Origin of the sequence: Mesorhizobium sp. M0854 (genome assembly GCF_040319815.1) — a bacterium.
Taxonomy (GTDB): Bacteria; Pseudomonadota; Alphaproteobacteria; order Rhizobiales; family Rhizobiaceae; genus Mesorhizobium.
Window position 1 is genome coordinate 1 of record NZ_JAMYOL010000048.1, and the last position, 21,543, is coordinate 21,543.

23 protein-coding genes and 5 pseudogenes are annotated in these 21,543 nt (G+C 58.2%); 14 read left to right on the top strand and 14 right to left on the bottom strand.

Annotated elements, in window-relative coordinates:
- Nucleotides 1-157 precede the first annotated feature (157 nt).
- Nucleotides 158-643 carry a hypothetical protein gene (locus NKH99_RS31250; protein ID WP_353017689.1) on the bottom strand — a complete coding sequence of 162 codons (486 nt, stop codon included), beginning with the start codon at nt 641-643 and terminating at the stop codon, nt 158-160.
- Nucleotides 644-690: 47 nt separating this feature from the next.
- Between NKH99_RS31250 and NKH99_RS31255 the strand changes: the two are divergent.
- Nucleotides 691-865, top strand: a pseudogene (locus NKH99_RS31255) (IS6 family transposase); the annotation flags it as partial.
- An 84-nt stretch (nt 866-949) separates the two neighbouring features.
- Entirely contained in the window at nt 950-2,869 is a 1,920-nt protein-coding gene (locus NKH99_RS31260; RefSeq protein WP_352779612.1) for a potassium transporter Kup, read from the top strand.
- 200 nt (nt 2,870-3,069) lie between these two features.
- On the opposite strand, the gene NKH99_RS31265 is transcribed toward NKH99_RS31260, so the two are convergent.
- Nucleotides 3,070-3,447, bottom strand: a complete 378-nt coding sequence (locus tag NKH99_RS31265) for a flagellar export protein FliJ (RefSeq protein ID WP_352451800.1) — start codon at nt 3,445-3,447, stop codon at nt 3,070-3,072.
- Nucleotides 3,448-3,729: 282 nt separating this feature from the next.
- On the opposite strand from NKH99_RS31265, the pseudogene NKH99_RS31270 reads away from it, so the two are divergent.
- Together NKH99_RS31270 and NKH99_RS31275 are read left to right on the top strand one after the other, a co-directional pair.
- Nucleotides 3,730-4,371 (top strand): annotated as a pseudogene (locus tag NKH99_RS31270) (IS6 family transposase); the annotation flags it as partial.
- 3 nt (nt 4,372-4,374) lie between these two features.
- Nucleotides 4,375-4,764, top strand: a pseudogene (locus tag NKH99_RS31275) (transposase); the annotation flags it as partial.
- Between the two features lie 434 nt (nt 4,765-5,198).
- On the opposite strand, the gene NKH99_RS31280 reads toward NKH99_RS31275, so the two are convergent.
- The 8 genes from NKH99_RS31280 to NKH99_RS31315 form a co-directional block, all read right to left on the bottom strand.
- On the bottom strand, nt 5,199-5,453 hold the full coding sequence (locus NKH99_RS31280) for a DUF982 domain-containing protein (RefSeq protein WP_352779610.1): 255 nt from the start codon (nt 5,451-5,453) through the stop codon (nt 5,199-5,201).
- Nucleotides 5,454-5,461: 8 nt separating this feature from the next.
- A complete protein-coding gene (locus NKH99_RS31285; RefSeq protein WP_353017691.1) occupies nt 5,462-5,677 on the bottom strand; it encodes a DUF982 domain-containing protein in 216 nt (71 codons plus the stop codon).
- 405 nt (nt 5,678-6,082) lie between these two features.
- Nucleotides 6,083-6,448 carry a DUF982 domain-containing protein gene (locus NKH99_RS31290; protein ID WP_353017692.1) on the bottom strand — a complete coding sequence of 122 codons (366 nt, stop codon included), beginning with the start codon at nt 6,446-6,448 and terminating at the stop codon, nt 6,083-6,085.
- 6 nt (nt 6,449-6,454) lie between these two features.
- Nucleotides 6,455-6,688, bottom strand: coding sequence for a hypothetical protein (locus NKH99_RS31295; protein WP_353017693.1), 234 nt, complete (start codon nt 6,686-6,688; stop codon nt 6,455-6,457).
- Between the two features lie 70 nt (nt 6,689-6,758).
- Nucleotides 6,759-7,019 carry a hypothetical protein gene (locus NKH99_RS31300; RefSeq protein ID WP_353017694.1) on the bottom strand — a complete coding sequence of 87 codons (261 nt, stop codon included), beginning with the start codon at nt 7,017-7,019 and terminating at the stop codon, nt 6,759-6,761.
- A 285-nt stretch (nt 7,020-7,304) separates the two neighbouring features.
- Nucleotides 7,305-7,481, bottom strand: a complete 177-nt coding sequence (locus NKH99_RS31305) for a hypothetical protein (protein ID WP_352610258.1) — start codon at nt 7,479-7,481, stop codon at nt 7,305-7,307.
- Nucleotides 7,482-7,832: 351 nt separating this feature from the next.
- On the bottom strand, nt 7,833-8,807 hold the full coding sequence (locus NKH99_RS31310) for a pilus assembly protein TadG-related protein (RefSeq protein ID WP_353017696.1): 975 nt from the start codon (nt 8,805-8,807) through the stop codon (nt 7,833-7,835).
- A 43-nt stretch (nt 8,808-8,850) separates the two neighbouring features.
- Nucleotides 8,851-8,997, bottom strand: coding sequence for a hypothetical protein (locus NKH99_RS31315; RefSeq protein ID WP_353017698.1), 147 nt, complete (start codon nt 8,995-8,997; stop codon nt 8,851-8,853).
- An 803-nt stretch (nt 8,998-9,800) separates the two neighbouring features.
- Here NKH99_RS31315 and NKH99_RS31320 point away from each other — a divergent pair.
- On the top strand, nt 9,801-9,986 hold the full coding sequence (locus tag NKH99_RS31320) for a hypothetical protein (protein ID WP_353017700.1): 186 nt from the start codon (nt 9,801-9,803) through the stop codon (nt 9,984-9,986).
- 119 nt (nt 9,987-10,105) lie between these two features.
- Here the strand turns inward: NKH99_RS31320 and NKH99_RS31325 are convergent, their stop codons facing one another.
- Nucleotides 10,106-10,282 (bottom strand): hypothetical protein, encoded by a 177-nt coding sequence (locus NKH99_RS31325; RefSeq protein WP_352779597.1) that lies wholly within the window; start codon nt 10,280-10,282, stop codon nt 10,106-10,108.
- Nucleotides 10,283-10,680: 398 nt separating this feature from the next.
- On the opposite strand from NKH99_RS31325, the gene NKH99_RS31330 reads away from it, so the two are divergent.
- Nucleotides 10,681-10,908 (top strand): hypothetical protein, encoded by a 228-nt coding sequence (locus NKH99_RS31330; RefSeq protein WP_352779596.1) that lies wholly within the window; start codon nt 10,681-10,683, stop codon nt 10,906-10,908.
- 51 nt (nt 10,909-10,959) lie between these two features.
- Here the strand turns inward: NKH99_RS31330 and NKH99_RS31335 are convergent, their stop codons facing one another.
- Entirely contained in the window at nt 10,960-11,262 is a 303-nt protein-coding gene (locus tag NKH99_RS31335) for a hypothetical protein (RefSeq protein WP_352779594.1), read from the bottom strand.
- Nucleotides 11,263-11,496: 234 nt separating this feature from the next.
- On the opposite strand from NKH99_RS31335, the gene NKH99_RS31340 reads away from it, so the two are divergent.
- From NKH99_RS31340 to NKH99_RS31370, 7 genes are all read left to right on the top strand, one after another.
- Nucleotides 11,497-12,639, top strand: a complete 1,143-nt coding sequence (locus NKH99_RS31340; protein ID WP_352779592.1) for a helix-turn-helix domain-containing protein — start codon at nt 11,497-11,499, stop codon at nt 12,637-12,639.
- A gap of 379 nt (nt 12,640-13,018) precedes the next feature.
- Nucleotides 13,019-14,668 carry a putative bifunctional diguanylate cyclase/phosphodiesterase gene (locus NKH99_RS31345; protein WP_502899677.1) on the top strand — a complete coding sequence of 550 codons (1,650 nt, stop codon included), beginning with the start codon at nt 13,019-13,021 and terminating at the stop codon, nt 14,666-14,668.
- 144 nt (nt 14,669-14,812) lie between these two features.
- The gene (locus NKH99_RS31350; protein WP_352779588.1) at nt 14,813-15,355 is read left to right on the top strand and encodes a ubiquinone biosynthesis methyltransferase UbiE; all 543 of its coding nucleotides are present in this window, start codon (nt 14,813-14,815) and stop codon (nt 15,353-15,355) included.
- Nucleotides 15,352-16,530, top strand: coding sequence for a methyltransferase domain-containing protein (locus NKH99_RS31355; protein WP_352542260.1), 1,179 nt, complete (start codon nt 15,352-15,354; stop codon nt 16,528-16,530). Before NKH99_RS31350 ends, NKH99_RS31355 begins: the two co-directional genes overlap by 4 nt.
- The gene (locus NKH99_RS31360) at nt 16,527-18,893 is read left to right on the top strand and encodes a SpoIIE family protein phosphatase (RefSeq protein ID WP_352779585.1); all 2,367 of its coding nucleotides are present in this window, start codon (nt 16,527-16,529) and stop codon (nt 18,891-18,893) included. Before NKH99_RS31355 ends, NKH99_RS31360 begins: the two co-directional genes overlap by 4 nt.
- Before the next feature lie 2 nt (nt 18,894-18,895).
- Nucleotides 18,896-19,456 (top strand): slr1658 superfamily regulator, encoded by a 561-nt coding sequence (locus NKH99_RS31365; RefSeq protein WP_352542258.1) that lies wholly within the window; start codon nt 18,896-18,898, stop codon nt 19,454-19,456.
- Between the two features lie 18 nt (nt 19,457-19,474).
- Complete coding sequence (locus NKH99_RS31370; protein ID WP_352542257.1) at nt 19,475-19,813, top strand: slr1659 superfamily regulator; 339 nt, start codon at nt 19,475-19,477, stop codon at nt 19,811-19,813.
- Nucleotides 19,814-20,034: 221 nt separating this feature from the next.
- Here the strand turns inward: NKH99_RS31370 and NKH99_RS32875 are convergent, their stop codons facing one another.
- Nucleotides 20,035-20,199: a hypothetical protein gene (locus tag NKH99_RS32875; RefSeq protein WP_502900133.1), complete on the bottom strand. Its 165-nt coding sequence runs from the start codon at nt 20,197-20,199 to the stop codon at nt 20,035-20,037.
- Nucleotides 20,200-20,258: 59 nt separating this feature from the next.
- Nucleotides 20,259-20,788: pseudogene (locus NKH99_RS31375) on the bottom strand (transposase); the annotation flags it as partial.
- 31 nt (nt 20,789-20,819) lie between these two features.
- On the opposite strand from NKH99_RS31375, the pseudogene NKH99_RS31380 reads away from it, so the two are divergent.
- Nucleotides 20,820-21,262 (top strand): annotated as a pseudogene (locus NKH99_RS31380) (SOS response-associated peptidase); the annotation flags it as partial.
- Nucleotides 21,263-21,543: the final 281 nt, after the last annotated feature.

The window sequence follows — 21,543 nt, forward strand, 5'->3', positions numbered from 1 at the left end:
TTAGCGTGGCTGCGCCACGTCCTCACTGAACTACCTCAGCGCCCCGAGAACGCAGCCATCGAGGATCTGCTGCCCTTCAACTTCGACAAAGCAACAGCAGCCTGATCAGACCAGATACCGTTCCCGATTCGAAGGCCATCCGTCGAAAGCGCCCGCATCAACGTGCAGCGAAAATAGCGCTTACGTTTGGAATGACCGGTTGATAAATCGGGAAGTGCCATAGGGAATCCTCCTGGTATTGCCGCCAGGGGGTCCTCTCAATGAACAAAGCCGCCTGACGGCGGCTTGTTTCAAGGCATGATCGAAACGCGCCGCTCCTTATGGAAGCGTCGCATAATAGATTGCAGCGATGAGCGCGGACTTGATCATGTGCCGATGCATAAAGGACTTTATCCGCACCTGCAAGCAATCTGAAATGGCTACTTCGGGGAGCTGCCGAGCCTCTGTCGCGACGATTTGCAACTGACTTTTGCACCGTCGCAGAGCTCAACTTTTGCGACAGCATTTCCTGCTTCCCGCTTTCCTTCTGATGTCGAGCCCAGACGCGCTTCACCTGCGCTTCGCTGCAGCAGCCGGTCAGCTTTGCCGTCCTGCCGATACTGTTGCCGCCAGACCGGAAGACAATAATGCGTTCGTGTGTCACCAGTCAGCTTGGTCCGGCATATTTCCCGGTTCCGTCGCAAACTCCAGCTGAGGTCGGGCAGGTTGAGCGTCACGCGCCATCGTTTCCTGCCGCAGATCATCGCCCATGCGGTCTGGCTCTCCTTCAGGTTCCCCTTGAGCCTGTGTTTGGTCGAGGAAATGGCGCTGGAGGGGGATCGTGGTTTCGTATGAGACAATCCGCCGGTGGGGCAACAAATGCGGTCCGCATACGGAGCCATTACGTGACGGCACTTGATATTGCAGTGCAGCAAGCGTAGAGCACCGCGCGCTTATCGGAGTGTCGTCCATGGCCCTTACCAATGCTGGTAACGAGGCAGAACCCGTCGAACAATCGAGCCATTCTGAGGTCGAGCAGCACAGCACCAAGGTGCTGATGCTGGGCGCACTCGGCGTGGTTTACGGCGATATCGGCACCAGCCCGATCTATGCTTTCCGCGAGGCATTGGTGGCATCGTCGGGGGGCGAAGTCGCCAACCGTGGCGACATCCTCGGCGTGTTGTCGCTGATCATCTGGTCGCTGACGATCATCGTCACCATCAAATATATCATGTTCGTGCTCAGGGCCGACAATCGCGGCGAGGGCGGTGTGCTGTCGCTGATGGCGCTGGCGCGCAACAGTTTCCCGACCCGCTCGGCGGTGATCCTCGGCATCGGCATAGTCGGTGCCTCGCTTTTTTTTGGTGACGCAGTCATCACGCCGGCGATCTCGGTGCTGTCGGCGGTCGAAGGCATGAACGTCGTCACGCCGACCTTCCAGCCTTATGTGGTGCCGCTGACGCTGGTCATCCTGGCGATTCTGTTTTCGGCACAGCGGTTTGGAACCGGCGGCGTCGCCCTGATCTTCGGCCCGATCACGGCAGTCTGGTTCCTGGCCATCGGCCTTTCCGGTCTCAACCACATCATCGCCGATCCGGAAATCCTGCTGGCAGTCAGCCCGCATTATATCGTCGCCTTCCTGATCAATTCACCCGACGTCGCCTTCGTGACGATCGGCGCCATCTTCCTCGCCGTCACCGGCGCCGAAGCGCTCTACGCCGACCTCGGCCATTTCGGCCGCAAGCCCATCGTGCTCGCCTGGCTGGCAATCGTGTTCCCTTGCCTGCTGCTGAACTATGCCGGGCAGGGCGCATTCGTGCTGGCGAAAAACGGCGTGGTCGGTCATCCCTTCTTCGAGATGAACGAAGGCTGGACGCTTATTCCGATGGTCGTTCTCGCCACCGCTGCGACCGTCATCGCCAGCCAGGCGGTGATCTCCGGCGCTTTCTCGCTGACCAGGCAAGCGGTGCAGCTCAACATGCTGCCGCGCCTGGAAATCCTACATACGTCGGAAAGACAGTCCGGCCAGATCTACATGCCGCGCGTCAACATGCTGCTGGCGTTGGTGGTGATGCTGCTGGTGGTCGGCTTTGGCGAATCCAGCAAGCTTGCCTCAGCCTACGGCATTTCGGTGACCGGCAACATGCTGGTGACGACGGTGCTGCTGTACGTGATCATGAGCCGCATCTGGAAATGGCAGCTCTGGCTGGCCATCTCCCTGACAGTGGTATTCGCGTTCATCGACATCGGCTTCTTTGCCTCGAACATCGTCAAAGTGTTCGAAGGTGGCTGGGCTTCGCTGGCGGTGGCCTTCACCATTGTGCTGGCGATGTGGACCTGGATCCGCGGCAGCCGCTATTTGTTCGACAAGACGCGCCGGAACGAGATTCCGCTGGATTTCCTCGCCGGCAATCTGCTGAAGAAGAAGCCGCATCTGGTGTCGGGTACCGCGGTGTTCCTGACCAGCGATCCGCTGAGCGCGCCGACGGCACTGATGCACAGCCTCAAGCACTACAAGGTGCTGCATGAGCAGAACGTCATCCTTTCGGTGGTGACTGCGCCGCAGCCTGTCGTGCCCGACAGCGAGCGCGTCAAGATGGAAATGGTCAACGAGCTGTTCATGCGGGTGACGCTGACCTTCGGCTATATGGAGCAGCCCAACATCCCGCGTGCGCTGGCGATCTGCCGCAAACAGGGCTGGAAGTTCGACATCATGACGACGTCCTTCTTCCTGTCGCGGCGCTCTCTCAAGGCCTCGCCCAATTCCGGCATGCCGGTCTGGCAGGACAAGCTGTTCATCGGGCTGGCGCGCACGGCGGCCGATGCGACCGAGTATTTCCAGATCCCGACCGGACGCGTCGTCGAGATCGGAACGCAAGTGACGATTTAGGGCATGCCGCGGTTGAGAAGAATCGGTGCTGTCACATTGATTGAGCGGTAAGGAAATTGAGGTAGCAGCGCGCCCGGCACTGTAAAGTTTCAGCGGCTTGATGCAGCGATAGCTGGCCGGGACGGCTGTCACGCTGCGGCGACACACGCGCCAACGGCCAGTCGGGTGTCGCGAATTGAGGCGCGCTGAAGCCGTCCGGCTCAGCCGATCATGGCGCTTCGGTTGCCGGGTTCGAGGTCGTGGCCTCTGCCGCTGCGCGATTCTAGCATTTGCGCCTTGGAGAGCTCTGCTTCAGCCTCGGCGAGGCATGGCTCGGCTGTGGTTCTCTGCCGCAGAAGGTCCGATTGCGAATTCTTGAGGTTGTCACGACGTAGGCGGGCGGCCTTGGCGAACGTCGGATAAGCGAAATGATTGATATCGGAGATGCCGGCCTTCGTTTCCTCGGCGTTTATCTGGAAGTCCAGTTCTCGCGCCATGCGTTCGAAATCGGCAATCATCATGTCTAGCTGCTGCAACTGTCGCCGCTTCTCATTCACCTGAAATTGCTTCAGTCGGACCAGATTACCTCGTGGCTTCATGACTCGGTACTCCGGTACACATTTCGTCCAATCAAACCGCTCTCTCCCAGCCCCTTAACGTTAGGCCTACAGCGACTCTCACGGTTTCTGCTGCGAGAGGAAACATATTTTCCAAATCCTTGGCCGATGGCTATGAGTTCAATGGCATCGACAAGCATGCGAGCGAGGGACTTAAGGGGCGGTAAAAAAAGGCGGAATAGGGCGATTTCACATTGTCTGCATATGAACGCGTTGAGACCTGCGGCGGGCTTGTCACACAAACCAATCGCCAAGATTTGCGACATGGACGCCGGGGGGCATGAATACGCCCGCCGTCAGCTACACGCCCCCCGATTTCCGCCGCCTATTATCGCCTACGCGGTCTGGCTTTATTTCCGGTTTCCGCTGAGCCTGCGCCTGGGTGAGGAAATGCTGCTGGAACGCGGCATCGTGGTTTCGTATGAGACAATTCGCCGGTGGGGCATCAAGTTCGGGCCGGACTACGCTCGCTGCTTGCGCCGCAAGCCGCCGTGCCGGAATATGTCTGGTACCTGAACGAAGTGGTCGTCACCATCGCCGGCAAAAAGCTTTGGTTGTGGCGCGCCGTCGACCAGGATGGATATGTGCTGGACGAAATCGTGCAAAACCGCCGCAACACCAAAGCCGCCAAGCGCTTGCTGACGCGGCTGTTGAAGAAGCAGGGGCTCGCGCCGAAGCGCATGATCACCGACAAGCTGCGCTCGTATGGAGCGGCAAAGCGACAGGTGATGCCGGACGTCGAGCACCGGTCGCACAAGGGGTTGAACAACAGAGCGGAGAATTCCCATGTGCCGCCGCGAAAACGGGAGCGGATGATGGAGGGGGTCCGATCGCCGGGAGGCCTGCAACGCTTCGTCTCGACCTTGTCAGCCTTCCGCAACCTCTTCGTCCCGCCCCGCCCCAAACGTTCTTGTCGAGCCGCTTCTGGCGATCGTGGCAACGATGTTGCGCGAGTTCGGGCGACTGACAGAGCAGGTCTTCAATATCGCCCGCAAGGAGCAAGTCTGCCGGCGCCTCATGTCCGTGCCCGGTGTGGGACCCATCACCGCGCTCGCCTTTCGTGCCACGGTCGATCAGCCGGACCGCTTTCGCCGATCGAGGGATGTCGGCGCGCATCTGGGTCTGACCCCGGCACGCTACCAATCTGGCGAGACGGACTTTCAGGGCAAGGTGAGCCGATGCGGTGACGAGCTCGCCCGCACGGCCCTCTATGAGGCGGCTCATTCACTGCTTGTGCTCAGCAAGAAATGGTCGAGCCTCAGAGCGTGGGGTATGAACGTCGCCAAGCGGCGCGGTATCACGCCGCTTCCTACTCCAGAACGAGCATGCCCCTCCTCCTTGGCGGCGTCGTCAAAGGCCTACGGACATCCTCGGGTGACACTTGGTCCTCAAAGGCGTCGATGCAGGACAGCACCGCCAGCTTCCACTTAGGTCCCTTCTTGGTCCACTTCATGAGTTCCTCGGCGGCACCCTCGACGTGGCTAACCCGTATCGGATGCCAGGTCTGTCGCTCCTGACATAGACTGGAGGGTTGAACCAATGGAGAGCCATACAGGGAAATTGGAGCGGAACCAGACTGCCGACCAACCCAGGTTGTAAGGAACAACGCAGGCCCTCGCGGGTTTAGAGTTTGGCAGCCGCTGTGGGGCTCCGTTGCCTTTCTCACGGGCGGCGGGCTCCTTTCGCGAAGGCGGTGTTGGTCAGAGGTCAGAGAACCTTTACCGCAGTTCAAGTTAGCTGGTTGTCATTGGGGGAAGTAATGTCCCCTCCTCTTTTGCAGCAGCCAGGAATGCCTTACGAGCCTCCTCAGGTTCCATCTCGTCGAATATCACGGCCATGCAAACGCGCACCGCGAGGTCCCAGCGAGGGCCACGCTTGCTCCACTTCATCAGCTCCTCGCCGGCTGTCTCGGCGTTGTTGACGTTGCGGATTTCCCCTGGGCGCCCGGTCCTGACGTGGACCGGAGGGTTGAACCAGTGGCGAGCCATGAGAACTCCTAATCAGGAAAGAGCATGCCCTCCTCGTTGGGAGCCTCTTCGAACGCGTCACGGGCCTGTTGGGGGGACACCTTGCCGCTCATGGCTTCCACACAGGCGCGCTCCGCCTCTTGCCACTTAGGGCCACGCTTGGTCCATAAGACGAGTTCCTCGGCCGCAGCCTCAACGTGGTGGACCCCGTAGCGGAAGCCGTCATGATCCGTCTTGACGTACACCGGAGGTGAGAACCAAAGGATTGCCATAGGCGGAATCTAGAGAAGGACTTCTCTGCGGCCAGCTCCGGTCGGGAGTATTGGTTCTGACGTAGACTGGGCGGGGGCAACCAGTGGAGAGCCATGCGGCTATTCCCGAAGATCGAACGCGACGAACAGGCCAAAGGCTGGGGCAACATCAACAACAAGAGCGACCAGCTCGCAGTCACTTACCACCAGATGTGGCCGTCACGGCGCACCGCCGCGATAGTGTCTTTGACGGAGATGATGATAATTTGGCCGCGCCGGGCTTGTAAAATCAGCTGTTCAATAAGCTCATGGGCCGTCACTTTGCGGGTCGGCAGTTCGTCAGAACGTTCATCCGAAGGCCTCTCACCTCAGCGAGAACCCAAGCGGCTACCTTATGGGTCACTTCTCCAAGAAATCAATGTTCGAATCGTACTGAATAAACCACGGAATCTTTGGGAGAAATCTTCCCCTCGTCCTACGCGGGGAAAGATACATCTTGGCTTCCTTGGCGGCAGCCTCAAAGGCCCTTCGTACCACCTGAGGGTCAATCGGATCGCCCTCCAGGTCTGACAAGCAGAGGGTCACCGCCTTGTGCCAGCGAGGTCCTCTGCGGGTCCACGTCTTGAGCTGCTCAAGGGCTGCCCTCGCATTGTCGCAGCCATGCCTGTCACCGGTTTCAGTCTTCACGAACACCGGAGGGACGAACCAATGGGTTGCCATGAGGGGTAAGTAGGGCGGCACGAACCCGCCGACCATCCGAATCATGGTGGGTCATGGTCGGTCCCTTCTCGGCAGGGAGCGGGCAACAAACCGAAGGTGTTCATAGAGAACGGCCTCGTCGAACTCGCCGTCCGAGAAGAGTGCCATTGCGCTCACGCTCAGGCGCTCCGCCTGCTCGCTTCCTACCGGAATGCCTTGCTCGACGCATACACGATCAAAGACCTGCTTCAACAGAATCAGGTCGCCAGGATAGGCAGTACCACTAGTTGAGCTGCTGCTGGTCATAGGCTGTCACCATTGGGGCGGACGCGGGGTGGGCTCCCCTGCCAGATCCGAATGCCCGAGCCCCTAACCTTCAAGTCGCGCGACTCAGAGCAGTTGAAACTACAGCCGCTTCCGTTCCCGGCAGTTCGAACAGCATGGGCAGATGGCGACACTCGGCTTCGTCCACGATCAGCTCCTCGATAGTCGCGATGGAAAGATGGCTTTTGAGGCGCAGCCGGACAACCGCCGCGAGTTTGTGAACGGGGACCGGTACCGCCCCGGCGTGATGGGCTAGCAGAGTATTGATCTCAGCAACTACCTTTGGATCGACGGCGTGGGGCAATGGCAGCATGAGAGCACTCCTTTCGGAAGTAACTCTAAGCGGATCAGGGCGATGAGTCTGGCCGCGTACGTTTTTAACCAAATGTCGCGGATATCATTGGACGTCAGGTCACGCCCATTCTCGCGTTACTGTGTTTGTATGGATGCCGCGCTATTTCTTCGACTTCACCGACACTGGCAAAGTCTTCCTTGACGTTGAGGGTACCGATCCCTCGGGACGTCGAAGCTGCAAAACAAGAGGCGGTGAAAGCCTTGGTCGATATTACCAAGGATAAGCTGCCCGATTGCCATGGGGTCACTGTTTGTCGGCCCGATCAATTTCATCGAGCAAAGACTTATGCTCGTCCGGCAGCTCCTGTTCTACCGGAAGATTTAGCGCTCTGCGAAGGTAGTTGCGGACTGCTTCTGACGTGACCCACCGTCGTACGAGGTCGGCAATAACCTTCTGTTTCCTTCTGTCGACCTCAACCATGCTCGATCCTGCATGCGAACAGGTCCGAACCTTCTGGAGAGAAGATTTGTTCCTGCTAATCACGAAGATCAAGCAGGACGGCGCGCCCGCTCTTGCGGAGCCACAATGGGCAAAATTCCTGGAATGCTGGGCGGGAACGTTAGGCGGATTAATGAGGCGCGGGCTGAGAGCTACTCCCGGCCGTCGAAACACACGAACAGGCCAGTGGCGGAAGCTACCTGAAGGATAGCCTCAGTTAGCTCTTCGTCAGATGCCCGCAGATTAGGCGCAGTCACACGGACCCGTTCTATTGCAGCCTTGATCGAAACAATGTCTCCGCGAGCCGCCCGGTTCAGAAGTGCAGCAATAGCCTCATGTAGAGTTGGTCGGTGCGCTAAGCTTGACGGTGGCGTTGCCGTTCATGCTGACGCTCGACGTGCCGGCCAGATAGATGATGACACCGTCGCCGGAAATATTCGCGTTCGAGTTCGCTTTGAAATCACCGCCTTGAATGACGTACACGCCGGGCGAGAGGCCAACATTGCCGCTCAGGCTCAGCCCGCTGCAGTATGTCCCGGGGTTCAGGGTCGACAATTTCGAGTTTTGACAGGGAGTTGTGGCTGGTGGCGTCGGCAGGTCGATAAAGGGATCACCGGCGGGTAAGGCCTGGGTAATCGGGCTGGCGCAAACGGTCGTCACAGGGTTGCTCAACGAAACACCGCCGGCCGATATCAGGCAGTCGGCCTGAAGTCTTGCTGATCCGTGAAGCTTGATAGCATCCGCGGCTATGGAGTTGGACATCACGGAGCAGCCCGTCATTTTTATGGTCGAACTGCCCGAAAACAGCGCCGCTCTCGGAACGGAAGGATTGAGGGCTAGAGCGCAGGCTTTTGAGGCGTCAGTGATAAGCGCCACCGCTCTTGCCTGTGCGCTAACCGCGTTTTGCGTAAAGATCGAGGTAAAAAACCGATCGAGGGTCTGATCAACGATGACCTCGACAGCCCTTTTTGCGACATTTGGGCCGGAGGACGGGGGCGTGAAGACTTCGATCGTGCCGGTTGACGGCCTCCAGTCGTTCGTGGTCGCTGACGTTGTCGCGGCGGAGACTATCGTCGACTTGTCGGATCCCGAGACTTTTTCCAAAGCGCCAGCATAGGCCGCCGCATCCGCCACCGCCTGTAACTTAAGGCTGCTATAGTACCAAAAGGAAGTCTCGACACCGAGGCCCGCTGCGCCGACAACAATCGGCAAAGACAGGGCAAAAATAGTAGCGACGTTGCCGCTCCTGCCGATGCCTGGTCGGAGACAGCGGATAAACCGCCTCAAGATACGGGCACCCCATTCCATGGAAATATTTAAGCAAAGATCGATGAAGGAACGACTAAGGATTTCACTCCTTTTGATGGATTCGCTCCTTGGGGCGGCCGGCACGAGCTCCGGCAGCCGGGCAGCGGGTCAGCCGTTCGACAGTCTCGATCATCGCCTTGGAAAGGGTTTCGCCCTCATGGACCGGCTCGTGACCGAAGAGCAGCGACACCCGCTTTGCAAAGCTTCGCCTCCGCAACGGCGTCCCGTCGGTAAGAGCGGATGGCCGGCCCCGCTTGGGAGGCGTTGGGGTCAGCGCGCATTAAGGAGAGGGGAGTCAAAATTGAACGCCGACTGGAGTGGACCCGTCAGACCGGATAGGTTGGTTCGGTAATTGACCGGGCAGCCAGGCTTTCAGAGGACGGGTCCATGGCAAAGCACCGAGTTCAAGCGGCGGGTTTCACAGGAGTATTTCGGCTATGCACGCCCTCTCGAAGCGGACGGGGCCCTACTCCTCCTGCTGAGTGCATTCCACTGTGCCATTCAGAATTATCTGCCGCTGTCCGGAATTAAGCCGGGCTTCGGCGGTCGTGTCGGCGCTCGTGCATAAGCTTGAGCACGTGAAACCCTCGGCGGTTTTCGTACGCCAACTCTGAAGGCTTCTTCAACGGTGAGGGCAAGAAAGATTAGTTCCGGATCTTTCATCTTCGAGTGTTTGAAGGCTGAAGCACCCAAGTCGCACCCGGTAATCGTCGTTTTCGTCACATGGCGACTTTGAGAAGCCCGCCGTGGCGGAGGCCGATATCGCGGTGGTAAAGTCGGTACCTGACCTCTTCACCAAGCTTGGGTTGCAGGTAAAGGCGCCAGAGATCGGAGTCTCGAAGAACACATGGACGAGCTGATCGCGGCCGGCGATAATTGGGGCTTAATCGGAGATTTCGAGGATTCCGAAATCGACGAGACGACAGTGATTGCCGTAGACGTTGGGCTCTGACGAGCTTCGGCTCGATTGAAGAACACGGCCCAATCTTAGTCGTGGGTCAACTCACGATAACGGCTGGCGTGTCCTACACACACCCTGACTGGGACAATCCGGCGTATGACTCTGAAGACAAGCGTCTCATTCCGTTTGACGACGTAGCCGGCGAGACCGAGGTTCAATTCGATGTCGACGTTTCGATGTCCATCCTGGTCGATGAGAACGGAAAGCCGGCAGATTGACGAGCTACAATTCCGCGATAGCGATTTTACTTTGAGTTGAATCCGCCGGAAACTTACAAGTAAAAACGGCCCTTCGCGGGGGCGCCCGCTCTCCATCCATCTATAAGACCCACCGACAACTAGAGCAACGACAGTTGGCCGCCTGTGGGTCCTTGCGACACCTTGATCTCGGTGGCGGGCTTCTCGACAATCACGAGGGCACCGTCCGGTGCGGTGCGCTGCAGCCGCTTCACAACAGACCACGGCGCGGCAAGCGACGCCTCAGTTTCCTCTTGCGTGGTCAGGATCACCAGCATTGCCTTCTCGTGGATCGGCGTGATGTGGGCGTTGGCTTGGTTGTCGTGAAGCCGTACAACTCGAACTGGCCGGGACCGTCTTTGACCTTGCGAACGCCCTGCCAGCGCGTCCAAAGCCGGCGAAGAACAACAGCCGGCGGTCCTCATTGAGTGCGAATCAATAGTTCCGCTGAATGGCTGACGGGTCCTTGTCGCTTGGCGTAGGAGCTCGGCTCGGCGAAGCTGGTCACGGGGACTAAGCAGCGATGCTCAACGCCCACATACTGCTGCCAGTGCCCACACCGGATCTCGTTGCACTAAAACCGCTGCGCACTTTTGGGCGAGATGTACCAATGCCCGGTTCCCGCAGCTTTTTGCCGACGAGACCTGACCGCCTCTAGCAGTTCGGGCTCGCTGGTGTGAACATTTCGAAAAATGGCCACAACCATCACCGCCAAGATTTCGGCGTCCGGATCCAAAGGGTCGAGATTCTCATCCGCGCAGACCCGATCGAACACGCGTTCGCAAATAGCCAGATCGTGAGGGCTCAGGCACGTGCGATTGAAACGCCGACGCAGCATCTGGGCGAACCCTTCAGGGCCCGCCGTCCGTGCTTTGCGGCGGGCTTTTTACTGATGAACCGCTGACCCGATGGAATGCTTAAGTCATAATATCGTCCACAGTGGATTGTAATCAGTTTACCTGCTGCCTGATGATTGCTCTGTTAAGAGTCCCAAAATCAGCGCGCACTCGCGGGCTTTATACTGCCCAGAAATCATAAGTTGGTGGTAGTCTTGCCGCTTGTGTTCCGGGACGTGAAATCCGCGCCGAAATTCCGCCGCCTCTTTTGGAGTTCGAGTGCAACCGAGTTTACTGGCCGCGACCTTCAAACTCCCCAGTGAGCATCCGATTTTTGCCGCAATGTCTTTCAACGGTTCGTTGTTACCGTACCCATCAAGAATTATCTTGCGACGACCTTCGCTGTTGAGCTTTGTGTTCATTTCAGCGGTCCCCCCTCAATTACGCTTTCACGATGCCCGATTCTATACGCACCAGGTTGAAGAGTGTCGTTAGCTTCCCATCCAGAAACTTATCTCGGCATGCATTTCTGACTGTAATCCAGCGTGATCGCCGTTTCAGTCGCCTCGAGTCGGCTAGTCTTGCCAGATGCTTGAGGTACACCACATGATTGAGAGGGGCACGGGACATACCCGATTCGGATATGGCACCACGCGATGGACACCAAGAGGCGAGACGAGGCCCCTGCGAGGCAGCCGCGAGACCGTGACCGACGTCGTTGGCCGCGCGAAGGTCAACCCCACAATGGGGATGCTCCATCACTCGCGCCGGCGCTCGAACCTCTGCCCTTTTCAACGCTCGAGCTGGCGCCAGACGATCAATTCGCCGCTTGGCAGGCGCATATGGCACCGCTCGTCGAGGTCAGGTTGCCGGATCACAAATCGCTCGACGATGGCTTTCCCGCCGATCACATGGCTTGGAATCTCGGTGGCATGCTGATCGTTCAACAGCGCGCGCCGGCACATAGCTACTTGCGTTCCGCCGCTAAGCTCCGATCCAGTTCGATCGATCACTGGTACATGTTCTTGCCACGAACTGGCCGGTCGTGGACGGAGGTCGATCGCCGCGTTGCGGAAAACCAGTCGGGCAAATTGGAGATCAGATCGCTTGGCTACCCGTTTCGCGGGAGGGTAACGGACTCGGAAAGTCTCTTTCTGTATATGCCGCGTGATTTGTTCTCAGATGCGGCGTCAACCCTCGATGCAAAGAACAATTCAATTCTGTCCGGCAACTTTGCCAACCTCTTGGTCGACTACGTCAACAGCATAGAAGCAAGACTGCGGAGCCTCACGGCTGACGATTTGCCCCGCATCGTGCACGCAACTCGCAGCATGATTATTGCCTGCCTCGGGCCTCCGGCGGAACAGGCTGCGGCCGTCGAACAATTGACGGGTGTCGCGCTAATGGAGCGAGCGCGTCGATACGTCCACCACAATCTGGATGCGGCTCATTTGACACCGGATTCAATGTGCCGGGCGCTCGGTGTCTCGCGCTCTCGCCTCTATCAATTGTTCGAACCGAGCGGTGGTGTTCTCCATTACATACAAAGTCGCCGCCTTCTGGCGGCCCATGTTGCGCTTAGCGATCCGGCGGACAGCCGGCGCATTGTTGAAATTGCTGAAGCCTTTGGGTTTAGTTCGGCGGCTAATTTCAGCCGAGCCTTCAGCAAGGAATTCGGTTACAGCCCCCGCGAAGGTCGCAGTGCTGTGGTGTTGTCGCGCCCCGCCCACTCTGTTTCGCATGCCGGATACGAGGAGGCCTCTTCCTTTGAACGTTGGCTCAAAGCGCTCGGAAGCTGAGTGCAGGATCGGGGATGGTTGAAGTGGGGCGGACCCAAAAAAAGGGGCGGGGAAGATCAGCCGCCTCATGGACCAGAATATTCGGGTCGCGTCTGCCGCGCCATCAATTATAGCCAATTCCCGATTTATTAACCAACTGTTCATCGTTACCGCTGTCAGCGGAACACTAAATTGCCACTACGCAGCATGCGGCAGTTGTTGAGACTGCGACTTGCAGGTTTGCCAAGCTTGACAGTTATGCTATTTCTGGGCTGGGGACGTGGATTCTCACCGCCTATGGAGATGGCTATTGCACCCGGAGGCATCAGGCGTGGGCACGGAGAGCGAGGGGGCTTCCTCAAGCGATGCACGTCCCGCCGAAGCGCTGCTTGTTGTTCTTTTGGCGAACACGACCGAACTTTTGTCGTTCTATGATCGCGACTTCTGTCTGACGCACTACGCAGCTAAGCTCAAAAGCGTGTATGGGAGCGCGGTGGTGCCGGGTGCCGCCATTTGGGAGATCTACCCGAGCTTCCTCGATGCGAGATATCGCGACGAATTTCTTCGTGTGTTCCAGGGCGGCTCTCCGGCAAGCATCGACCTGCCGCGATCGTCGGGCGAAGCGCCCCGGTCCGTTTTCGTCTTCGGCACTGCAAATGGTGTGGGAATCATCGAATCAAGGGAACGCGGCGGGCGGAGCGCGGCGGAAGAGCAGGAGCATGTAGTTCTGCTCCATCAGGCGACGCACGACGTGCTGACCGGACTGCAGAATCGGCGGCGATTCGGTGAACGGCTGCAGCAAGCACTGGCGGCCATCGGCGGACCAAAGCGGAAAGCCGCCCTGCTGCAAATCGACCTCGACGATTTTAAAGCGGTCAACGATACGCTCGGTCATGGAGCAGGCGATACGCTTCTTCAACTCGCGGCAGGTCGAATCCGCGACGCGCTGCAGGACGGCGAATCTGCGTATCGGTATGCCGGCGATGAGTTCGCTGTCATCCAATTGGGAAAGGATCAGCCCGCGGAAGCCGAGCGCCTCGCCGGATCGCTTGTCGATGCGTTCAAGGAGCCGTTTGTCATCAACGGCATTCCCGTCTTCGTCGGCTCGAGTATCGGAATCGCTTTCGGGCCGGAGCACGGGACCGATGGCGAGCAGTTGATGAAAGCCGCCGACATTGCTCTTTACGCAGCCAAGACGGATGGACGCGGTTGCGCTCGAACGTTCAACCGTTCGATGCTGCTCTTGCTCGAGCAACGCGAGAATCTGAGGCGCAGCCTTCGAACCGCGCTGGAGCGGGGCGAGCTTTATCTTGAGTATCAGCCGCTCATTCGACCTCCCGCGTCGGTGATCGGATTCGAAGCGTTACTGCGGTGGCGGCACCCCGAGGTCGGAATCATTCCACCCAGCGTGTTCATACCGATCGCCGAGGCGGACGGTCTGATGGACGAGATTGGACGATGGGTGCTCGAGGAAGCCTGTCGCCAGGCATTGACGTGGCCTTCCTCGCTGACGGTCGCAGTGAACGTGTCGCCGGCTCAGTTCCTTAGCGGTTCGCTAACGGATACGGTTGCTCAAATCATCGACTCAGTTGGAATCCGGGCTGAGCGACTTGAACTCGAGATAACCGAGCAGGTTCTTCTTGAGAAGACGATCGACAATATCGACACCTTAAATACTCTGAACGTCTTGGGAATACGAATTTCGCTCGACGATTTTGGAACATACTATTCATCATTAAGCTACCTTAAGAATTTCCCCTTCGATACTTTGAAGATCGACCAGTACTTTATTGCGGACTTGGAGACCGATCTCAAAAGCCAAACGATCGTGCGATCGATCATGAATCTGGCGCACGGCCTGGGAATAAATGTCACTGCCGAGGGGGTGGAGACGTCGGCACAGGCACGGTGGCTGATCAAGGAGAATTGCGATTGCCTGCAAGGCAACTTCCTGGGAAAGCCGCTTGGAGCCGAGGCCATCAGCGATTTCATCAAGCGGTCCCCGCTGAGGGTGGTACGAGCGAGGGAGGAATCAAATCGAGCGCTCTAGCGCCTTGCACCTTTGTTAACGGTGAAGTCGAGATTTGTAGAACGATCGAGGCAGATACCGTGCATATCTTCAAGTGGGTGCGAGACTGACTCATCAAGGCGCGGTGAAATTTTTCTTCGCGGAGGCCCGCGAGGCTCAATACTGATGGAACAAGTGAGGATGCCGATGGGACCCGTTCATCATGATCTGACTGGCGAGCCGACTTTTGAGCCGATGATCCAGATCGACTTCGAAATCAAAGCTTTTGTCTCCGCTTGGAAACATTGCGATTATGTCTCGACATACATGGCCCGGATGATCAGTCAAAACAGGTCAGACTCGGTCCATCATGCAAATCTCTTTTCCTCTGCCTTCAACGAATTGCTGGAAGTCGCCTTTCGTACGCGCCATGCCGAAGGCGAACTGGCATGCAGGGTGTCTCGCCATGGCGCGACGGATAGGATCGAGTTGACAATTCCTTGTGTGCCGGAGGAGCGCCAATTCTACGAAGAAGCCGTATCGCAAGTTGCTGGAATAGAGGCCAGAGAACGATACCTCAATTCCTTGTCTGGGGATCTCGCGCCTAGCCGCGAGGTCGTACTCCTGGAACTGGCTGTCGACTACAACGCGACACTCTGGACCGAGGAGGCCGACGGCGATGCAATCAAGCTTGTCGTGGATCTTCCGCTCGAGGGCTTTCAAAATTGAACCCTTACGACCTTCTCCCGCGCTTCAAGGCGCAATACGACGCGAACAACCAGGAGTTCTCCATATCGGGAGTGGTCCGGCCTCAGGCGATCGATGAGCTTGGGCCCGCGATAGCATTGCTTCGCGATGCGATTGGCCGTGTGCGCGGCGTTCTCTACGTCAATGTCAGGCGCCTGACGCAGATGAACAACGCTGCGTTTCACACCTTATCGAGGATCATCATCGACGCTTGTCGCGCTCGACCCGATCTCAAATTTGTGGTCATCACATCAAGCGTCGTCGGATGGACCTCGCGAAAATTCGGTCGCCTCAGCGGAATAGAACCGAACATAACGGTCAAGGAGTATGACACCGAATTCTATCCGGGGCAGGGCTTCCTCGAGGAAGGAGGGTTCGTACCGATCCTGCGCACTCAGACAAAGATGACTTGGCGCCACGAGCGCGCAATCTTGCCGCGACACGGCATGCGGCCCGGCATCGTCATGGCCGACATCTGTTGCGGGATCGGTGATTTCGCCGTGCTCGCGCAGAAGGAGTTCCAGCCATCGCGGATCGTCGCCCTCGACCACTCCATGTCAAGCCTGAACTATGCTCGACAAGTGATGCGGGAGTTCGATATCCGGGGCATCGAGTACACCTATGGCGATGCGTCGGAGATGCTGCTCGACGAAGCGCAGTTCGACTTGGTCACTTGCCGACATTCGCTTCAAATCTTCAATCGACCTGAACTCATCCTCAAGGAGCTCTACCGCATATGCAAGCCAGGCGGTCGGGTCTATATCACCAACGAGAAGAATTCGCATTGCCTCGGCGAGCCGCGCGCCGAAAGCATTCGCTGGACCTACGACGAGGTGGCGAAGCTGTTCGGGCATTTCGAGATGGACGTCGAGTTTGGGCCCAAGAGTCGGCGATACCTGGTGGAAGCCGGATTCGAAGACATCCTTGTGGAGACCTTCATGGTCACTAACCTGGACGGCGATCCGCAGGACTTCGCCGACGTCATTGCGGCCTGGGCGGATGTCTATGCCGGGGAGATGGCGAGCAGACGCGGTGACGGACCGGAGTTCGTCGCACGGTTCCGGCAGGGCTTCCAGGATCACATTTTCGCTGCGCTCCACCCGAAGGGTTATGCGGGGTGGCCGATCTGGGTCGCATCGGGGCGACGGCCACAATGAAAGCCGATAACGAGCCTACACCGCGCTTCGGCCTGCGCTCCTTTCGAGCGAAATTCGTATTGGTCGTTGGCGGCGCCGTACTGTTCGACCTCCTGCTGAGCGGTGGTCTGGCGCTTTGGAACGTTCAAAAGCTGTCGCGCGACGCCACCTCGGAAGTCGGTGAGGGCCTGACGAACGCAAACCAGGAATACATTCGTTCCTATGCCGAGTCGACAGCGTTGAGCGTTGACCTGCTGCTCGATCGGGTTCACGGGGACGTCAAGGCGCTCGCTGGCGTGCTGCAGGCCCAGATCGACGATCCGAGGAGGCAGCAACAGGTCGGCGCCACGCTTTCGCATGAGGCGCCGGGCTCCGTGAAGGTCGTCTACAACGCGCAGGGCGATTGGGCGCAGAATCTGCCGGGCGCGCCTTCCGTGGTAAGCGTCTGGGGCTACCTGCTGGGCGCCGACCACAGTCCGCTGCCCAGCGTTCAGCAGGAAATAGAAGACAGTACCCTGATCGATCTCGTCGCGCCGACTCTCATGGCCAGCGGGTCGTCCAAACTGCAGATGTACTATATTGGTCCAAAAGAACGGCCGATCTTCCGGACGGTACCGTATACGGATCAGGCACAGACCTTCGACCGACTCTATCCAGGCCACAACAAGGCGGAATTCTGGGAGTTCTTCTTTCCAGGAATCTATGGTTCATGGCAGCAATGGGCCAGGGATCCAGCCTCACGTCCGGTCCCTGACGATATTACCCAGACAGCGCCTTACACCGATGCAATCACGGGAAAGCTGATCGTCAGCTTTTTCCACCCGCTATGGACGCGCGATCGCAGCGGTATCGCCGGTACGGCGGGAGCAGACATCACTCTCGATCAACTCGCGAAAGTCGTCGAAAGGGTGAAGATCGCTGAAACCGGGTTCGGCTTCCTCACTATGTCGACTGGCAACGTGGTGGCGATCAATCCGTCGGGCCAGGCGATCATCGGCCTGACTTCATCGAGCGATGCGGGCACGCAGGGCGTCACCGGCTTGGAAAGGTCTCTGCGGGGGAGTACGCAGCCGGCTATCGCGTCACTGCCTCTAGACAAGAACAATGACGGTGTCATTCAGCATATCATGCTCGACAACAAGGGCGAACACGTTCCCTACATTGTTGTCCTCAAGAGATTGAAGCCGACCAATTTGTGGAGTTCAGGACCGATCAAGTCCGAAACGATGTCGGTCGGGATCGTCGTTCCCGAACGGGAGATCTATGCATCCCTGTTCGCCGCGCAGGAGAGTATTTCTCGCGCAACCAATCGTATCCTGCTGTTTCAGATCGCGGCGATCGCCGTTTCGCTTCTGATTGTTTTTGCGGCCGTGCTCGGAATTTCGAAGCGGATCACCGCAGGCCTCAGGGCGCTTGCCAGCGCCGCCCAGCGGCTCCAGTCCAAAGATTATTCAGTCCGCGTGAACATTCCGACGCGCGACGAGGTTGGAGCGGCAGGAATCGCTTTCAACCGGATGGCCGAGCAGATCAGCTTTCACACGGAAAACCTCGAGCAACTCGTCGACGAACGAACCAGGGAACTCGGGGACGCCAATCAGGAGATTTCCGCACTCAACGAAAAGCTGCAGGACGAGAATGTCCGCCTTGGCGCCGAACTCGCGGTCGCCAGGCAGATACAGATGATGGTCCTGCCGAAACAATTCGAACTCGAAGCGATTCCGGGGCTGGAGATCGCGGCCTACATGCGGCCGGCCGACGAGGTCGGCGGTGACTATTATGACGTCCTGCAGAACGGGTCACGGGTCAAGATCGGCATCGGCGACGTGACCGGTCATGGTCTCGAGAGCGGCGTGCTGATGCTGATGGTCCAATCTGTTGCACGCGCGCTGCAGGAGACCAACGAGGCGGATCCGCACCAGTTTCTGGATCGGCTGAACAGAGCGATCTACAAGAACATCGAGCGGACGAACACCGGCAAGCATCTCTCGCTGGCCTTCCTTGACTTCGAGGATGAGCGGGTCACGCTATCCGGCCAGCATGAGGACGTTCTCGTCGTGCGTGCGGACGGGGACGTCGAACGCATCGACACGATGGATCTGGGTCTGCCGGTTGGCCTGGAGAATGACATCTCGAAGTTCATTGCCACGCGCGACATCCTGTTCGGCAGTGGCGACGTGATCGTGCTGCACACCGACGGTGTGACCGAGGCGGAAGACCAAGACAGAAGGCTGTTCGGGTTCGAGCGCCTCTGCCAGAGCGCACGAAAACGTCAAGGCGAGAGCGCCGAGGAAATCAAAACCGGGATCATCGAGGATCTCATGGCCCATATCGGGATCCAGAAGATCCACGACGACATCACCCTCGTGATCATAAGGCACACATAGCCATGACAACGCTGTTCGGGACCCCTGACGTTGCAATCGGGATGAAGGAGAGCGTCAGTCGCGTGCGGCTGTTCGACGGACCTCTCGATTTGAGTTGGCGTCATTGTGCCACGACCTCGGACTTCATTGCCGATCTTTTCGCATTGCGCTTCCGGTCGTCCCGCAATGATTACATGGAAGTGCGGCACAGCATTGGATATCTGGTCAACGAACTCATCGAAAATGCCGTCAAGTTTCGCGCACCGGGTGAGATCTTGATCGAGGCGTCGATGGATTCGGAGTGCTTCAAGCTGAAAGTGTCGAATGACGTCGATGGTGAAGATGCGTCTGAGTTCCAAAGTCTCCTGGCGGACATCACGGTTGGCGACCCCATGGACCTGCTGATACAGCGAATTGAAGCCAATGCCGCAAACCCCGACGTAGGAGGCTCCGGACTTGGATTGCTGACGCTGATGAGTGACTACGGCGCACGCCTGGCTTGGATATTCAGCGCCGCCGACGAAAGCGATCGGATCTGCGTGGAGACATATGCCTCCATTCCGATCTCGCAAATTCACAACTAGAAGAAACGAAGCCAGGCTATGGAAATCAAGACAGACGACTATCGTGTGTGGACTGAAGGAAGCGAAATTTTCTTCGACGGTGCAATGCGGCTTGCCAGTTCCGAGGCCGGTGCGCCTATCACGGCTTTGGCGACCAGTGTTCTTGCCTCGAAACCCGCTTCCATTACGCTCAATCTTAAGGATCTTCACTTTCTAAACTCTTCCGGCATCAACCTGCTCGCGAAATTTACCATCGAGGTGCGCAAGCACCCCGATGTTCGACTCGTCGTGCGTGGAACGCCAGACATACCCTGGCAATCGAAATCATTGCCGAATCTGAAGAAGCTGCACCCCGCTGTGGTGCTTTTGATGGACTGACGAAGGTCGTCCGAAATTAGCCAAAGGACGGCGTGCAAGAGCGCTGCAAGAGCGCTGCAAGAGCGAGATATGTACGCCCGGATAAGTATTCGGATGCGAGGCTAACGACAATTTGGCCACGTGCGCAGATGCTCGCAATGGCTTGGGGGCTGGCACAGGCGGCAGGCGTCCGGGTTGGGGGGATGTCGGGCCGCCTGTGCCGATCAGCCGTCGCTGCTCAGTCAGAAGTGTGGCGTCGTGCAGTCGCGGTCCACGACCGTGAGATAGATCGTGTCGCTCGACGGCGCGGGCGACTTCGGCAGTGGCACGCGCTTGCCGGGATCAAGCAACTTCGCGAGCGTCCTCGCCAAGCCCTTGTCGAGCAGCCCCGCGACCGGCTCACGCATGTAGGCAGGAATCCGCGATGTGCGTGTCCCGTACGCCGAATGCAAGCCGCGCGGCTTCGAACGCGAGATGCAGCCGCTCCGAAGTTCGGTAGCAAGACGCGGGGATCGTTCTCAACGGCAATGGCCTTTTCCTGCAAGAGCTTGCGGGCGGTCAGCAGCGCCCGGCGCTTCTGGCTCGTCAGGGTTTTCACATGCACCGGGCGAAACAGGTTGACTCGCATCATCTGCGCATCTGCGCAATGCCGCGGGACATCATTGCGGTCAGTTTGTTCACCTGCGCCTTAAGGAAATGCCTTGGTGTGGCGGGTCTCGATGCAGATCACCGGCAGGCCGGCCCTGGCCGGCCTTCGAACAACCACTGCGACAAGGGCCCGCGTCAAGCCCAACCCGCTCAACCCACCAGCTGGGCTCCTTGAGCACCCGTGCCAGATCCTCCGGATGGTTCGCCACCTTTATCTCGCGGCAAATCTGGCGGCAAATCTGGCCTGTTTCGTCCAATGCAAATGGCGGTCTCTTTCACTGACACATCCAATCCCACATGATACGTCGCTGCGCTTCTCCCTTCTGATGCTTGTGGCTGCCCATGCAGACCACGTTTATCATGGCTCGAAGCGCAGCGCGGCATGTTCAAAGCCGCCTATCAGTCACGCCGCGCTGATGCCGATCGACGGCTTCTTTGAATGGAAGGACATCTTCGGCACCGGCAAGAACAAACAGCCCTATGCCATTGCGATGAAGTCGGGCGAGCCGTTCGCCTTGGCGGCGCTCTGGGAGGATTGGCGCGACGCGCTACCGGCGACAACATCCGCACCTTCACGCTGCTGACCTGTGAGCCGAATCCGCTCATGGCGACGATCCACATCCGTATGCCGGTGATTCTGACGCCCGAAGACTACATGACCTGGCTGACGACCCCGACCCGGAACATCTCATGAAGCCGTTTCCAGAAGAGCTGATGACCATGTGGAAGATTTATTTTCTCTCGTTGTTACGTTGTGAGCATGCTTCTGAATCCGGTTCTTTGGCCATTATGAAGGGCACAGACAGGCAGGCAAAAGCATAATCACAACGTGACAACCGGCGGTTCAATCTGCGGAGAGAAAATACAAAACGACATGATCGCCCTTTCCACCCAATTCGATGCCATCCGCCCGGAAAGCGGACGATAGTCAAGGTCGTCGGCACGACGGCACCAGCGCATTCTCGCCGAAACTTGTGCTCGTCACAGATGTCGACGGGACGCACGTCCAGGCTTTGGACTAGGGCTTGTTGAGATTCATTTGGAGTTGATGACGGCAGCAGCGAGATGAATGATGGCATTGAAGCTCTGGTCGGTTTTGTCGG